The sequence below is a fragment of the Lysinibacillus sp. G1-3 genome, from assembly GCF_056322905.1.
The window spans coordinates 80,930-96,529 of sequence record NZ_JBWHYQ010000001.1; the positions used below are offsets into that span (position 1 = coordinate 80,930).

Genomic DNA, 15,600 nt, shown 5'->3' on the forward strand with positions numbered 1-15,600 from the left:
CCAAGTACCTGTCGCTACGCTTTCGGTACAAAAGAGGAACTCAGTCTAAGAGCGCCACGTCCTGTGGCAACGACTGAGTGACCAACATCGTGTTGGCCTAGAGCCTCCGGCGGATGTCACGGAATCGGAAAGGAGTTCTTAGGGGATATTAGCCTAAAAAACATCGCGTCCATGCGATAACGGCTAACTGACCTGCATCGGTAAAAACGCCACGTCCTGTGGCATTACCGAAATGACCGACATCGTGTCGGCCCTTGTGCAGGCCTAAGCACAAAGCCGATTCCGGACGCAATTATGCCGAGTCAGAATTGATTTTAAAGTATAAGGGGTTTTGTCAATGGAATTACAAATTTTGCCTACTATAAGTACATCATTCATTGTTATTAGTGCTGTACTTGTAGCTATTGGTTGGGGCTTAATTATAAAAAGAAAAGTGGAGGCACATAAAAAAGTAATGCTTGCAGCAGGTGTCGCAGCACTTATCTTCTTTATTATTTATGCTTCACGTACAATCTTTATTGGTAACACAGCGTTTGGTGGCGGAGAAGATTTAAAACCATATTATACGTTCTTCTTAATTTTCCATATTACGCTTGCAACAACCGGAGCAGTATTTGGTATTGTTAGTATCATCTCTGGTTTGAAAATGAATCTTAAGCTTCACCGTCGTATTGGACCGATTACAAGTATTATTTGGTTCTTCGTAGCTATTACCGGAGTTCTTGTTTACTTGTTACTTTATGTTTTATTTGAGCCAGGTGAAACAACATCTGTCATTAAAGCAATTTTAGGCTTTTAACTTCTTTCAGCTGGTGTCATTGTGCAGAAGCATAATTGATCAAAAAGATCTCCCTCCTTTTATTTTTGAGAAGGAGGGAGATTTTTTATAGATGTTTGATTAAATAGGGACAGGACAACAACAAAGAGTAAAGGACCGATTAAAATACCAACAAATCCAAACACTTCAAAACCGATAAACATTGCAATAAAGGTTGTGAGTGAGGAGAGTCCAACTTTATTTCCAATTACTCTAGGTTCAATCATACGTCGAACTAAAAATAGCGCGATTGTTAAGGCGACTAGCATAACAGCAAAAATATAATCACCTGTAAATGCTTTGTATAGTGCCCAAGGAAGAAGCAAAATGAATGAGTCTAAAAAAGGAACGAAGTCTAAAATGACTAGCAAGAGTGATAAAACAAGTGGGAATGGAGTTTTAAGAAAATAAAAAGTCCCAAAAGATATAGCTAAAATACAAATACCAACAAAAAATTGTGCTTTCATAAAACCAAATAAAGCCAGTTTCACACGCTGTCCAATAAATAGTATTTTTTGTTGATAGTGAAACGAAATAGGTGCTAACATTTTCCGGTTAATATTCGGTAGTTCTAAAAGAAACATATATAACACAATCCAATAAACAAAAATATCAAACAAACGAGAAGTAATATACGTAAGTAAAGATGACCAAACATTCACATTTGTTAAAGAAAGAGCATATTTCTCAATTGAAGAAAGAGCTTGTGCTATCATAAGTTGAATTTGTATAACAAGATCTAAGGGCAAACGATGCGTGTAGTTGGAGAGCTTGGATTGCATTTGAATCCATATTGCTGAGAGTTGATTGAGGTACTCTGGAATATCAATGATAAATATTGAAAATTGTTTCCAGCTTATAAATATGATGAGAATACATAATAATAATGTCACAATTGAAAAGATCATAAAAAAAATGGATGCGACTATTTTTCGTTTTTTTCGGAACCGTTTACTAATTCGTATGATGACAGGTTCCAATAATAATGCAGTTACGTAGGCAAGCAGTATCGGTAATGACAGGGATATAAACCAGAGAATTGCAATTCCAATCGCTATAACGATTATCGGATGGCGAAAAAAAGGACTTTTTAAAAATTGTAACATTTATCTCACCTACATCATGTAAAAGATATAGTTAGTATGAGAAGAAATAAAATTTTTACTCAAAATAAAAAAGACTGGACCACCAGTCTTTTCAGTTTAGCTATTGCACTGCATGCTATTGCCGTTACTGTTACCTGATAAAAAAATAAAAATGATTTCGATGTTTAATCGACATATATGCACCGTGAAATAACTATCTAAAATTAAGCGCGAATTTCAAAATCTTGTAAGTCTAATTTAACCTTTTTTAAGATTTCTTCACATTTTTTTACAAGATGAGCTGGATAAACTTCATCATCACCATACTCAACACCGTGTGGATAGTAGTACTTACCAAGTGCTGGTTTCATTAATGTTAGGATTGCATCGTGTGCACCAACATCACCTGATTTAGCGTATGAGAATACACGTAGGTAATAACGTCCCTCACGAGTATCGAAACGCTTATCAAATGTCATACGTTCGTAGTCCCAGCCGCCATCACATTCTAAACCGTTTTTTTTCATGACGCTTACAATAAGTTCTTGATCAGCTGTTAAATTTTCAAGGTTAGTATTTTCAAAATACATCTCTAATCCTCCTTTAGGTTCTCGTACAAAGTATACGCTCATTTTTATAATAGAGCATATTCGACATTGTTGCAATGACAACATTGTGTCAACCCAACTACAATTGATATAATAGTTTTAGAATAATCGTGATAAGAAGGAGTCATATATGAAAGCTTTATTTCGCATTTTTATGGCATGTGCTGCAATTGCGTTGATTGGCTTTATGTTTTTTAATACACCACGTGAAAATGAGCCGCTAAAAGGCCCGAATGCCAATTCAAATATCATTCCCAAAACCGAGTTAACGCAACCTGAAATGGGGGCAATGCCACGTCCGAAAAGCGGGATGTCGACATTAATCGGTAAAGAAATAAAGGTAGTTTCAGATAAATATGGTGAACCAGTGCGAAAGGAACCATCGTCCTTTGGCTATGATTGGTGGATCTACAATGCAAGTCCTTCCAAATTTTTTATGGTAGGCGTTGAAAATAATGTGGTGACACAAGTTTATCTAGCTGGTGAAGATTTAGATGCTTCTCCTTTTAAGGTTGGTCAGAAGCGTGATGATATATACCGAATGACTATCATTGATTACGAAGTAACGGCGAATGTTGGTAAAAATATTTTCTCTTTCTCGATGAGTGAAGAAGATATGCAGACACGGTTGCTTGTAAAATTCGATGGGCTGTTTGCACAACTCTATCTCGATAGAGAAACGAGTGAGCTACAAGGCATACGCTTTACTAATAGTAAAACGCTTGTTCTTCATCAACCTTATGAAATGACTTATCAAGGCGAGTTAGTTATACCAACACCACCTTCTTCCTTTTTACAGAAGGAAATTAATGAAGCAAGTGCTGCGCAACTTGACGATTTAATCAATGTAGCAAGAGTTCAACATGATTTATCTCCATTAAATATTGATGAATCAATAGAAAAAGTTGCAAATATGCATAGTGAAGATATGAAGGTTCAAAATTTCGTTGGTCATGAATCACCAACAAATGGAGATTTAAAAAAGAGATTAGAAACACAGGAAATCGAATATAGTGAGGCGAATGAAAATCTTGCGACTGATTATTTTGATGCTATCGAAGCAATGCATGGTTGGCTAAATTCATCTGAGCATCGAAAAATCATATTAAATGATTTATATACTACAGTGGGATCTGGAGTCTTTTTAAACTATTATACGCAAATATTGTTAGAGTCTTCTTCACAGGAGCTGGATAGTGAGAATAAAGACTCTGAGGAACCAGTAGAAAATATTGATGAATCATCACCTTAATCTAAGGAGTTCTTCTTCACCTCACTGATTATTAGTTTTCAATAATCAAGCGTTTACGAGACAGTGAATCTCGTTCCGCTTTCGGTACATCTAAAATGCTGGAATATATAGAAATCAAAGACTGAAGATATACTTGGTAAAATCAAGTGTATCTTCAGTCTTTTCAGTTAGACGAAAAAGAAATGCACAATGACCAACTACAATATTCGTCACACCATTATATACGCCGTCATATGCTAGAGAACCGAAAGGGGGAATGAAGCTTGCAATTAGCTGAGCTATTAAAAGACTGGCCGTGTAGTGTAACTGGAGGATCTATTCGTACAAATATTACAGGCGTTGAGGACTATGCTCAGGCAGTAAAACCTGGGGATATTTTCATTGTACGTAAAGGGAAGAAAACATCGGGAAGTCGTTTTGTAAAAGAAGCATTAGCTCGGGGAGCTGCCGCTATAGTATCAGAGGAAAGTATTTCAATACCTATTACTGATCAAAGTATTCCTTTTGTTTGGGTTCCGAATACATCCTTATTTTTATCGTATGCGAGTGCAAAGCTTTCGGCCTTTCCAGCGGAAGCATTAACAGTCATTGCGGTTACGGGTACAAATGGTAAAACAACAGTGAGTCATTTTGTGAGCCAATTGCTAAGAGCTCTACATAAAAACGTCGCGGTTATTGGAACTGTAGGATTTTTCATCAATGAACAGAAACAGCAAACAGTGCATGAGCAATTAACTACATTACAGGCAAAAGAGTTGCATCCTATTTTAAAGCAATGTGTACGAAATGGTGTTACACATGTTGTTTTAGAAGCTTCGTCAATGGGGTTACAGCAACATAGGCTTGATCATTGTGATATCGATTGTGGTGTTTTTTTAAATTTAACGGAGGACCATTTAGAGGATCATGGAGGACTTGAAGCTTATAAGCGTGCGAAAAAAAGGTTGGCAGATTTGTCAAAAAAGCTTGTGCTAAATGGGGATGATAATTTTTGCCGTTCCGTTGGTATTTATGATAAGAAAAAATCCTGCTCATTCGGCTTTGATAATCATAATGATTTACATATCCAAATTGTTAGTGAATCAATTGGAAAAACGGTGCTTTGTTTACAAACGTCCTCGAGTGAACATATCGTGGAAATTCCTTTTAACGGAAAATATCATGTACAAAATGCTGTAGCTGCATTAATGACTTTATGGCGACTAGGTTTTTCAATTGAAGATCTAGCGGAGCATGTGTGGTTGTTAAGGCTACCAGAAGGAAGGCTTGAGAAAATAGACAATCCATTTGGGGTTGATGTGTATGTAGATTATGCTCATACGGCCGAGGCATTACAGGCTGTTTTGCAAACTTTGGATCGTTCTAAAAACCTTTACCTTGTATTTAGCTGTGGGGGGAATCGAGATAAGGCGAAACGTTTTGCGATGGGAGCGGTAGCTAGTAAGTATGCGGATGTCATCTTTTTAACAACGGATAATCCACGTGATGAGGATCCTATTTTAATTAATGAAAGTATTATTGCTGGTTTTACTGAGCAGCAATATTATGAAATCTATTTAGATCGAAAAGTTGCTATTCATCAAGCGCTAGCAAAGGCAGAAAAAGGCGATATTGTACTTGTTGCCGGAAAAGGGCATGAACAAACCCAACAAATAAAAAATCAAAAATTCCCTTTTTCCGATCAACAATGTATTCGAGATTACTTTTTAAATCTTATGTCTAAGGACGGCGTTGAATAACAAAGAAAGATCCAGTCGCAATAGCAAGTCTTCGTCCAGTCTCATCCTCGATATCACATTCCATCACAAGTGTCTGGCGCCCTTTATGGACGAAACGCCCACGAGCGATTAGTTCCTTGTTCGTTGTTGTAGCAATATAAGAGATATTCATATTTGTTGTGACAACATTAAAGCCTTCTGGCACTGAACGCGAAGCAAGTCCGCCCATTGCTGCATCTGCAATTGTTGCAATAATCCCACCGTGTGGTACCTTAATAGTATTATGGATAACAGGTGTAATGGGAATGCGAACTTCACTAACTTCGGGTTCAAATTTGCCTACCATATGTAAGGCAGCATTAATATAACGTCGATGTATACCTTGTTGTTTATCGCGAAGTCCAGACAATAAATGTAGTAAGACTTCCTCATCTTCAGCTGTGCTATGTTGTAAAATCTCTGCAAGTAATTGTTCTATTTGTTCTTTAGATGATGGTACCAATTTAAAAACTCCTTCATTTAAAAGTATCAATAATGTAAAATTACCATAAAATCTGTTATGATGGAAAAGAGATTGGGGGAATTAAAAATGATGATGACCTCTGACTGGGCAATCATTTTGGATGAGGCCGATGAGCTTTGTGAGATGATTCTTTCCTCTGAGCCTGCGAAAGCGCTGCAACAAGCTTATGATGATGTGTATAGCGACGTCCAAATAGTGGAAGCTATTTACGCTTTCAATCGCATGAAAGAGCAGTACGAAGATGTACAACGTTTCGGAAAATATCATCCGGACTATCATACAATTATGAAATCGATTCGTCAGCAAAAGCGCGCACTCGATTTAAATGAAAAGGTTTCGGCATTGAAACTTGCTGAGAACGATTTTCAAGATTTGCTTGACCAAATAAGCTTACTTATAGGGAAAACTGTTTCTGAAGCGGTAAAAGTTCCTGTAAGTAATCCGTTCTTTGCATCAGGTTCTTCATGTGGTGGAGGATGTGGCTCAGGTGGTTCTTGCTCATGCTCTGCTTAACACAAGGTAATGCTTTTTAATAGACTATATACAAAACTCGATTGAGTTTGTATATAGTTTTTTTTTTTACTATATTATGTTGTAGCGACAGCAACATACATCTGGATGAAATTGCTGAATAAAAATTGTATAGTAATTGAATAGGCTATATAGAAATTAAAGGAGGATAAATAGATGAAGACTTATCGAATTGCCGTTATACCAGGAGATGGGATTGGTAAAGAGGTAGTGCCTGCGGCGATAGAAGTGCTTAATAAAGCTGCTCAACTAGATGGCAGCTTTCAATTTGAATGGACAACATTTCCATGGGGCTGTGATTATTATTTAGAGACAGGTAAAATGATGCCTGATAATGGTATTGAAATTTTAAAAGGTTATGATCAAATCTTTTTAGGTGCTGTAGGTATGCCCGATTTAGTACCAGATCACATTTCGTTATGGGGACTACTGATTAAAATACGCCGTGAGATGAAACAATCTATTAATGTGCGTCCAGCAAAGCTACTTCAAGGTTTGCCTTCACCTTTACGTAACCCAAATGGCTTTGATTTTGTAGTTGTACGTGAAAACTCAGAAGGAGAGTATGCTGAGAGTGGTGGCAGAATACATAGTGGACAAGATGAAGTTGCTATCCAAAATGCTATTTTCACGAGGAAGGGAACAGAGCGGGCAATGCGATATGCATTTGAAATGGCGAAAAATCGACGTCAGCATGTTACAAGTGCCACAAAATCTAACGGAATTACGTATAGTATGCCTTTTTGGGATGAGGTGTTTGCTCAGGTTGGTAAAGATTATGAGGATATAGGACAAGTATCTAATCATATTGATGCTTTAGCTGCTTTTTTGGTGATGAAGCCAGAAAACTTTGATGTAATAGTTGCATCAAATTTATTTGGGGATATTTTAACCGACTTAGGTGGTGCAATTATGGGCAGCATCGGTATTGCGCCAGCTGCAAATTTAAATATAGAACGACAATATCCATCCATGTTTGAACCAGTTCATGGCTCTGCTCCTGATATTGCGGGACAAGGAATCGCAAATCCACTTGGACAAATTTGGACAGGAAAAATGATGCTTGATTTCTTAGGCTATCATGAAGTTGGTACCAAAGTGCTGAATGCGATGGAAGTAACATTAGCGCAAGGTATTAAAACAGGTGATTTAGGAGGAAAAGCAACATTACGTGATGTAACGGATGCGGTATTGCATCATTTACAATAAAGAAAAGTATAGAAATTTATCATCAAAAGTTGTGCAGATCATTTGTTAAAATGTATGCATATAAGTTGATCTTCGTTACGACTGGGTGACTCCTTGGAGATCAGCGTTATGGTAATGATAGAATTTTAAACAGTGGGATTTTCATCAGCTCGACTGTTTATTGGTTTTTGCTAAAACTTACTAAAAAATCTAAGGGGTGAAGGGTCACATGATCAAGTTTTTTCAGTATAACTGGCAAGTAAGAGACGAATGGTTCGAGTGGTGTAATCAGCTAAGTATAGAGGAATTGTTGCAGAAAAGAATTGGTGGAGTAGGTAGTATTCTATATACACTATTTCATATTATTGAAGTTGAATATAGCTGGATTCGTGGCATTATGGGAGAAAAAGACAGAATGTTCGATTTTGATGAATATAGAACGCTTGAAAAAGTAAAAAATCTTTCAATTGAATTACAAGACGAAATTATCGAATTTTTGAAGCATAACGAGAATTTAAATGATGAAATCGTAAAGGTCTCTTGGGATATAAATACGTATACAAAAAATGATATTTTACACCATACTATTGCACATGAAATTCATCATATAGGGCAGCTTTCTGTATGGGCGAGAGAATTAAATCTATACCCGGTACCTGCAAATTTTATAAGAAGAAAATATTAAAATAAAAGGTAAGGGCTATAAAAAGCAGCCCTTACCCATCAATGCGTTAACCTAATGGAAGTTAAGTTCCATTCCATTAATCTTGTTTTTGCAGTATTCCTACTGCGATATCAGGTCGATCTGTAACAATACCTTTTGCACCATTGTGAATTAATTTATTCATTGTTGGGACGTCATTGATTGTCCAATAATGAACAGGGATATTTAAATTGCTTAAAAACTGGATAAACTTCGGAGAATCTAAGTTAATTACTCCTGATTTAGGTGGTATTTGGAATACATCTACCTTTGGATGATATAAATGTCCGAACTGGCTTGAGAAAGAAGCGAATGCTTTACGAACATCTGATTCGCCTGCACCTAGTGCTACTTGATTTTGAGCATATAAATTAAAGCGATCAATCTGTTCGCCGTAGAAGCTTGTGACAACTACTCGATTCTCAGCACCAAGCTCTTCAATTAAACGCCATAGTTTAGACGGCATTAAACTTCCTTCATACGTATCTGGCGCATCTTTAATATCAATATTTACTAACATGTTTGGATAAGATTGTAGAAGTTCGCGTAAAGTTACAACGTCTATTTTTTCATCTCGATAAGGAAATTCTCCATCCAAATCTTCAAATTGATAACCGTGGTTTAATGCATTTATTTCTGCTATAGTCATATCTGCAACAAGTCCATAGCCATCTGTCGTACGATCAACAGTATCATCGTGGAAAACGATAATTTCCTCATCTTTAGTTAAGCGAATATCTATTTCAAAGCCCTGAACACCTAACTGCATGGCTTTTTCAAAAGCAGGCATTGTATGCTCAGGTGCTAAATGAGCACCGCCACGATGTGCAAGAATAATTGGGTGATCAAATTGTAATGCTTGTTTACCTTCTCGTTGTTGAGGTTTAGAAATAGCTTTACTACCTGCCCAAGCCGCTGCACTTGCTGCTGCGATTGCAAGCGCAATCTTTGTTTTCTTACCCATATTCGTCCTCCTTAACAATTAAAATAATATAAATAGTACTGACAATTTCACTTTTAAATTTTCAGTGAGCAAACAAAAAATTATAACTTAAACTAGTGCTCTATTAACTTGCATAAGTGAATGTAAAAATCTTAGTCAACGTTGTATGCTTTTCCATTATAACGGAAAATCAAGCGTTCTGTCAGCTAAACTCTGTTGCTATCATTTTCTGGTCTATGGTATTCTTTTATGTAAGAAATGAGGGGAATACTATGAACGAACGCCAAGGACTAATCGTTTACGTCCATCAATTAAAACATGCGAAGTCTCTTCGAAAATATGGTCATGTTCTTTATATTTCTCGGAGGCAAAAATATGTAGTTCTTTATTGCGAGCGAGAGGAAATTGAATCAATGACAACAAAACTACAACGCCTTCCATTTGTGAAAGACGTTGTAAAGTCTTATCGTCCATTTGTTAAAACTGAATTTGAAAATGCGAAACCAGATAAAGCGAAAGAATATGACTATAAAGCAGGTCTATAATACTATGTTAAAGCTGGTATATAGTGATGAAGTCTCATTATTCCGATTAAGTATTGATAAAATAGTTTTGATTCCGAAAATATAGAAGAGTGCTTTATTTCTACAACAACCGCTTTTCTATCTAGTCGTTTAATACTTTCTTCAAACATTTTTTGTCGCTGTGAAGGCTGCTCTTCATTATAAGGGATGCCTTCTCGACAAATATAAATCGGCATGAATTTACTTTCACCGACTGGTTTTAAAGCGATTGCTAAAGAGGCAAACTTTTTTTCTTCTTTAGTGGATGTTAGTATAAAAGCTTGGTGGAAGCGATCTTGATTGGTTTTCACTATTTCAAGTAGCTCATAAACATCACCATAGCCTTCACCTAATTCTATAAATTGTTGTGGCATAAAAATTGCACATCCTTTCCAATACACATAGTATCATGCTGCGGGAGGTCAAGCACATGAAATTTGCAATGAGTTTTTTTTCCATTCTAGTACTAATCATTTCCGGAACATTATTTTTTCAGTACCATGCCTATTCATCTGATTTAGAAGCAGGCAATGGCGAATTCCGTTATTCACAGGAGATAGAAATTGTCTATCGAGAAAATAGCTTGGATATTCGTCAACATTTTAAAAACTTACCAAACCAAAAAGTGAAAATAAAGTGGCCGGAAAATGCAGTGAACCCTAGTTGCTTTATCGATAACGAAAAAAGCTGTGAGCGTTTATCAGAAGAAGTCTCTTATTTTAAAAAAGGAGAGACTAAATCACAATCTGTTTCATACATAATTCCGATTGAGGGTGGCTTAAAAGATAAAATGCTCATCCAAAATGCTTTCGCCACATTAACGAATGGTGAAGCATCTTATTCCGTAGTACATATTTCAACCGATAGTAAAATTGTTGGTCAGTGGATCACGGGATTGCCTTTAGTAGGTCAGCAAAAACTATCACTTGTTAACTATACAATGTTTAGTGGAGATGGTACAGTTCGCGATATTTATTGGCAAAAGGGTAATTTAAAAGCGCAAGAGCAAACCCCTGTGTTATCTATTTATGCACGAGGAGCTATTTCGAAGGATTTATTGAAGTCATTGGAAAACATCAAATTTTTGAATGATCAACACATTGCTATTATTCAAGAAAAGAATCCAGTGAAAGAACATGATGACCGACTTTTATTTATGCCTGAGCTAACTGAACAAGCAGTTGTACAGGAAGTTATACTGTCACAAATAAAGTCACAATATAAGTTTAAAGATTCGCCAACATGGTTGCCGGAAGTTGTGGCATCCTATTTAGTGAAGGATACGATTGGTTCCGATAAAGCAAAGAAAATTGTGAAGACGTTAAAAGAATATATGACAGCAGATCAAGAGTCAGCATGGCAAGAATCTTTAGATAAGCTTGGGGAAGAGCCGATTTCCCCTGCATTAATGGACGATCTTTTATCAAAGGTATTAAATGCAAAAACGTCTTATTTTAAGTTGAATGCGGCCCAAGTAAACGGGACATATCCACTTTTATTTGAGGATGATCGAAATGTTTATGTGAATGATGTTTTGAGAAAAGATGTTCATGTGATCCTTTCTGAAGGACAAGTATTGTATACTGCTGATGCATTGTTGCCGTATCTAGGATATACGGTTGGTGAAGGGAAAAATGGATATTATATTAATAGTGATAATCGCACCTTCCGATTCCCGAAAGAGCCTGGGTTTTATGTATTTAATCAACGTAGATATTCTACAATTTCAGAACCAATTATAAAAATTGCCAATCATTATTATGTTGAAGAAGCTTGGCTACAACGATTATTTTTAGTAGAATTACAAAAAAGTGATGGTCGTATCAATATTAAGATGTTAACACAAGAGGAAGAATAAATTTTTGCAGCGGAGGTTCGTCTTTCGCTGCAAAAATACTTTTAACTTCTTAAAAGTGAGTGCTAAACACCCGCTGAAATAGAGGGACTCAGTCTAAGAACGCCATGTCATGTGGCAATTTGACTGTGCAAAAGCGAAGCGACAACACAATAAATAATAACAATTACGCCAAGGTGAAATTGTTATATGGAATAAGAAAGTACGGTGATTTGCCTATGAGAGTTGTAGCAGGAGAACGTAAAGGGATGCCGTTAAAGGCGATTGTAGGGAATACGACGAGACCTACAACTGATAAAGTAAAGGAATCCATCTTTAATATTATTGGTCCATTCTTTGATGGAGGTATAGCGCTTGATTTATTTGCAGGGAGCGGTGGCTTAGGGATTGAATCTTTAAGTAGAGGAGCTGAGCACGCCGTTTTTATTGAAAAGGATGCAAAGGCGTTCCAAGTACTTCAGGAAAACATAAAGAAATGTCGTTACGAGGATTGTTCTGAGCTATTTCGTATAGATGCGAAGCGTGCTGTGAAAGCGCTATTAAAACGTGATATTTCGTTTAAATTAGTATTTTTAGACCCTCCATATCACCACAAAGAATATTATGACTTAGTGCAGATTCTTGTCGACAATGATAAAATTCAACATGATGGCGTAATTTTATGTGAGCATGCAAAAGAAGTAGAATTACCACAGAGGTTTGGGGACTTTGAATTAAAAAGACAAGAAACATATGGCGGAACGATTATATCCGTTTATCTTCATTCGTAGGGTATCCTAATACTCACTGAATAGAGGAACTCAGGCTAAGAACTTCACATCCTGTGAAAAAGCAAGAGTGGCCACGTATGCAGCCAAGGTGAAATGGATCGTTATGCAAAAGAAAGAGGGGAATAGATTGTCAGAGAAAATTGCTGTAGTTCCTGGGAGTTTTGATCCGGTGACATATGGTCACTTAGATATTATTAAACGAGCGGCAGATGTATTTGACACAGTTTATGTTGCTGTATTAAATAATTCATCCAAGCAGCCATTATTTTCGGTAGAAGAGCGTATGGCATTAATGGCTGAAGTGACTAAAACATTGCCTAATGTACGTATTGAAAGTTCATCTGGACTATTAATAGACTATGCCAAGGAAAAAAAAGCAAAAGCGATTGTCCGTGGTTTACGTGCTGTTTCGGATTTTGAATACGAAATGCAAATTACTTCGATGAACCGTTTTCTTGATAAAAACATTGAAACGTTTTTCATCATGACAAAAAATCAATATTCATTCTTAAGCTCAAGCATTGTCAAAGAGGTTGCGAAATACGGTAGTGATGTTAGCGAGCTTGTTCCTGCTTGTGTCGTAGAAGCTTTGAAAGAAAAGTATAGTTTAAATAAATAAAAGAAACTAAGAGGATGTCTTATTTTTAAGACATCCTTATTTTAGTTTGAGGAGCAATTTGTATCCTGCGTATAATGCTGAACCATGCAGATGATTATTTATTTTAAGAAAAAAAGAGCATAAATAGTAGGTACAATGATTATGCTAAGTAGGCGGAATTTTATATAGGGTCGAACAGACAGCTTGGCTGACTTTGCAATGACGAAAATTTGTAAGTGAATGCTTATACTTTGCATGGTCAACAACATAACAACTAGTAATGGCAAATACGAAAGATTTGGAAAAGCTGAGACGGTCATTTTAAGACCATTTGTAACTTCAAGAATTGCGGCTATGGAAAGTTCAGCTGCGTAGGGAAGATTAGGTAGCAGTGAATCTAAGCCTTGCTGGACAATCGTCTGGATGGTAGTGAAAAAAATTATTGTCGTTCCAACTAATAGTATTGTCGGAGCTGTTTCTTTTATGCTTTCAGAGAATGGTGCTGTATTCAAAGGTGTATTGTGTATTGAGATGCTAGGAGGGTCTGTTTTACGAAATAAAAAGTAACCAGTTAGTAAGCAGCAAATATTAAAACTATGTAGTAAACATAAAAACAACCATCCGAACGTATTACTGTGTAATAAATCAAGGCTTACAAAGCCTAGCACGAAAAGAGGGCTTGGTGCATGACATACGGCTAATAAAAAATTTGCTTCTTTAGCGTGTAATTGCCCGCTGTTTTTTAAGTAAACAATGGTTGTTGCTCCAGACGGATACCCTCCGAGTGCGCTAATAATATAGGCTTGTACGTATAAAGAAGCTCTTTTTGTTTTCGTGCGCATAGGAGCCGTTAAACGGAGAAGCCATTGCGTTAAAATAAGATAAGGTAATAAATACGGGAATAGAGCATCCATAAAAAGGTTTAAACCTAAATCAGTACCTGTATGAGCTGTTTGTGGGAATAACAAGAGTAATAGAATAAGAACTATGCAAATCGCTATTTGAATTGTCGCGTACATGTTATCATCTCGTTTCAACTTTTTGTCATTCACATAGGCAAATGCTAAAATCAATATATGTAAAAAAGGCAAAAAAATGAACGTAAGGTTTTGCAAGCGTCCTAGGAGGTTTTTTCTTATGAAGAAAAAAATTAGTATTTATGCAATGGTGTTAGTCGTGATTTGTTTTTTTATGTTATACCGATTAGACGCTTATATTATGAAGCCTGGAAGTGCTTATGATGTCAGTGAATTTGTTAACGTTGAAAATAGCCACACGAATGATAAAGGTTCCTTGAGCTTAATGACGGTGGCCATGCAGCAAGCTACGCCTTTTTCATATCTTTGGGCAAAAACTCAAAAATACCAAAAATTAATGGATATTACCCAAGTTCGAAATCCGTTAGAGGATGAAGAGGAATATAATGTTCGACAGCTTAAATTAATGACTGATTCTCAATTTAATGCAAAATATGTAGCTTTTAAGAGAGCTGGCCTTCAAACAAAAATTCTTTTTAACGGTGTTTTTGTATTAAATGTTCTAGAGGGCGGTGCTTCGGAAAATTTTTTAAAAGCTGGTGATGAGATTATTGAAGTTGATGGACAAAAAATTAGAAATCAACAAATGCTTGTAGATCTTTTAAAGCCGAAGCAGCTTGGCGAGAAAGTGACAATTCAATTTATACGTAATAAAAAAGAACAAGAGGTAACGATAACATTAAAGGAAATCCCTAGATCAGAAGAAACAAGGGCTGGTTTAGGTATTACTTATGCTGAAAGTAAATCTATTGAAACAAATCCAAATGTGTCAATGAAAACTGAGGATATTGGAGGTCCGTCTGCTGGACTAATGTTTACTTTAGAAATTTTAGACCAACTTCTCGAAGAAGATTTAACGAAGGGCTATGCTGTCGCTGGGACAGGAGAGATGCTGGTTGACGGCACTGTTGGAAGAATTGGTGGAATAGACTATAAAGTCATTGCAGCTGATCGTGATGGTATGGAAATCTTTTTCGCGCCAGATGATGAAATTACTCCAGAAATGAAAGCTAAATATCCTGAGCTAGAATCAAATTATGCAACAGCAGTAAAGGTAGCGAAAGAAATTAAAACAAAAATGAAAATAGTTCCGGTTAAAACTGTGGATGATGCAATCGAATATTTAAAACAGCTACAGCCGAAATAAGAAGTACAAAACTGATCAAAATCTTAAAAAGTGTGAGAAATCAATTTAGAAACGTTGATTTCTCGCGTTTTTTTTATGTGAAAATTTTTTATACGTAAATTATTAGCGCGGTAGATAGTGTTGCATGAAGGTAGATGTCGATATTTTTCGAAAGTTGGTCGATAAACAATCAGAAGTTCTCGATAAACAATCAGAAGTTTTCGATAAACAATCAGAAGTTTTCGATAAACAATCAAAAGTTCTCGATAAATCTTAACTGCAG

At 36.3% G+C, this 15,600-nt stretch carries 18 protein-coding genes; 12 read left to right on the plus strand and 6 right to left on the minus strand.

Features of this window, described 5'->3' with window-relative positions; genetic code table 11:
• The first annotated feature begins 337 nt into the window (after positions 1-337).
• Positions 338-799 carry a DUF420 domain-containing protein gene (locus tag ACVYAD_RS00370; RefSeq protein WP_476423902.1) on the plus strand — a complete coding sequence of 154 codons (462 nt, stop codon included), beginning with the start codon at positions 338-340 and terminating at the stop codon, positions 797-799.
• Between the two features lie 59 nt (positions 800-858).
• Here ACVYAD_RS00370 and ytvI read toward each other — a convergent pair whose 3' ends face one another.
• Together ytvI and ACVYAD_RS00380 are read right to left on the minus strand one after the other, a co-directional pair.
• Entirely contained in the window at positions 859-1,923 is a 1,065-nt protein-coding gene (gene ytvI, locus ACVYAD_RS00375; RefSeq protein ID WP_349658950.1) for a sporulation integral membrane protein YtvI, read from the minus strand.
• Between the two features lie 203 nt (positions 1,924-2,126).
• Complete coding sequence (locus ACVYAD_RS00380) at positions 2,127-2,492, minus strand: YugN family protein (RefSeq protein WP_349658949.1); 366 nt, start codon at positions 2,490-2,492, stop codon at positions 2,127-2,129.
• A gap of 148 nt (positions 2,493-2,640) precedes the next feature.
• Here ACVYAD_RS00380 and ACVYAD_RS00385 point away from each other — a divergent pair, with 148 nt between their 5' ends.
• Together ACVYAD_RS00385 and ACVYAD_RS00390 are read left to right on the plus strand one after the other, a co-directional pair.
• A complete protein-coding gene (locus ACVYAD_RS00385) occupies positions 2,641-3,762 on the plus strand; it encodes a CAP domain-containing protein (RefSeq protein ID WP_476423905.1) in 1,122 nt (373 codons plus the stop codon).
• Positions 3,763-4,025: 263 nt separating this feature from the next.
• On the plus strand, positions 4,026-5,501 hold the full coding sequence (locus ACVYAD_RS00390; RefSeq protein ID WP_349658947.1) for a UDP-N-acetylmuramoyl-L-alanyl-D-glutamate--2,6-diaminopimelate ligase: 1,476 nt from the start codon (positions 4,026-4,028) through the stop codon (positions 5,499-5,501).
• Here ACVYAD_RS00390 and ACVYAD_RS00395 read toward each other — a convergent pair.
• Complete coding sequence (locus ACVYAD_RS00395; RefSeq protein ID WP_349658946.1) at positions 5,482-5,982, minus strand: PaaI family thioesterase; 501 nt, start codon at positions 5,980-5,982, stop codon at positions 5,482-5,484. The genes ACVYAD_RS00390 and ACVYAD_RS00395 overlap by 20 nt on opposite strands.
• Before the next feature lie 87 nt (positions 5,983-6,069).
• Here ACVYAD_RS00395 and ACVYAD_RS00400 point away from each other — a divergent pair, with 87 nt between their 5' ends.
• The 3 genes from ACVYAD_RS00400 (at position 6,070) to ACVYAD_RS00410 (ending at position 8,407) form a co-directional block, all read left to right on the plus strand.
• A complete protein-coding gene (locus ACVYAD_RS00400; RefSeq protein ID WP_349658945.1) occupies positions 6,070-6,516 on the plus strand; it encodes a YlbF/YmcA family competence regulator in 447 nt (148 codons plus the stop codon).
• A gap of 174 nt (positions 6,517-6,690) precedes the next feature.
• A complete protein-coding gene (locus ACVYAD_RS00405; protein ID WP_349658944.1) occupies positions 6,691-7,743 on the plus strand; it encodes a tartrate dehydrogenase in 1,053 nt (350 codons plus the stop codon).
• Positions 7,744-7,951: 208 nt separating this feature from the next.
• Positions 7,952-8,407 (plus strand): DinB family protein, encoded by a 456-nt coding sequence (locus tag ACVYAD_RS00410; RefSeq protein ID WP_476423907.1) that lies wholly within the window; start codon positions 7,952-7,954, stop codon positions 8,405-8,407.
• Positions 8,408-8,483: 76 nt separating this feature from the next.
• On the opposite strand, the gene ACVYAD_RS00415 is transcribed toward ACVYAD_RS00410, so the two are convergent.
• The gene (locus tag ACVYAD_RS00415) at positions 8,484-9,389 is read right to left on the minus strand and encodes a glycerophosphodiester phosphodiesterase family protein (RefSeq protein ID WP_349658942.1); all 906 of its coding nucleotides are present in this window, start codon (positions 9,387-9,389) and stop codon (positions 8,484-8,486) included.
• Between the two features lie 251 nt (positions 9,390-9,640).
• On the opposite strand from ACVYAD_RS00415, the gene ACVYAD_RS00420 reads away from it, so the two are divergent.
• Complete coding sequence (locus tag ACVYAD_RS00420; protein WP_197141746.1) at positions 9,641-9,913, plus strand: YlbG family protein; 273 nt, start codon at positions 9,641-9,643, stop codon at positions 9,911-9,913.
• 2 nt (positions 9,914-9,915) lie between these two features.
• Here the strand turns inward: ACVYAD_RS00420 and ACVYAD_RS00425 are convergent, their stop codons facing one another.
• Positions 9,916-10,305, minus strand: coding sequence for a DUF7147 family protein (locus ACVYAD_RS00425; protein ID WP_197141747.1), 390 nt, complete (start codon positions 10,303-10,305; stop codon positions 9,916-9,918).
• 56 nt (positions 10,306-10,361) lie between these two features.
• Here ACVYAD_RS00425 and ACVYAD_RS00430 point away from each other — a divergent pair, with 56 nt between their 5' ends.
• The 3 genes from ACVYAD_RS00430 to coaD all read left to right on the plus strand — a co-directional run bounded on the left by ACVYAD_RS00430 (position 10,362) and on the right by coaD (position 13,175).
• A complete protein-coding gene (locus ACVYAD_RS00430; protein ID WP_349658941.1) occupies positions 10,362-11,789 on the plus strand; it encodes an RNA polymerase II in 1,428 nt (475 codons plus the stop codon).
• Positions 11,790-12,004: 215 nt separating this feature from the next.
• A complete protein-coding gene (rsmD, locus tag ACVYAD_RS00435; protein WP_349658940.1) occupies positions 12,005-12,556 on the plus strand; it encodes a 16S rRNA (guanine(966)-N(2))-methyltransferase RsmD in 552 nt (183 codons plus the stop codon).
• A gap of 103 nt (positions 12,557-12,659) precedes the next feature.
• Entirely contained in the window at positions 12,660-13,175 is a 516-nt protein-coding gene (coaD, locus tag ACVYAD_RS00440) for a pantetheine-phosphate adenylyltransferase (RefSeq protein WP_349658939.1), read from the plus strand.
• Between the two features lie 98 nt (positions 13,176-13,273).
• Here the strand turns inward: coaD and ACVYAD_RS00445 are convergent, their stop codons facing one another.
• Positions 13,274-14,191: a hypothetical protein gene (locus tag ACVYAD_RS00445; RefSeq protein WP_476423911.1), complete on the minus strand. Its 918-nt coding sequence runs from the start codon at positions 14,189-14,191 to the stop codon at positions 13,274-13,276.
• A gap of 100 nt (positions 14,192-14,291) precedes the next feature.
• On the opposite strand from ACVYAD_RS00445, the gene ACVYAD_RS00450 reads away from it, so the two are divergent.
• Positions 14,292-15,338 carry a SepM family pheromone-processing serine protease gene (locus ACVYAD_RS00450; RefSeq protein ID WP_476423913.1) on the plus strand — a complete coding sequence of 349 codons (1,047 nt, stop codon included), beginning with the start codon at positions 14,292-14,294 and terminating at the stop codon, positions 15,336-15,338.
• 124 nt (positions 15,339-15,462) lie between these two features.
• The gene (locus tag ACVYAD_RS00455; RefSeq protein ID WP_476423915.1) at positions 15,463-15,594 is read left to right on the plus strand and encodes a hypothetical protein; all 132 of its coding nucleotides are present in this window, start codon (positions 15,463-15,465) and stop codon (positions 15,592-15,594) included.
• Positions 15,595-15,600: the final 6 nt, after the last annotated feature.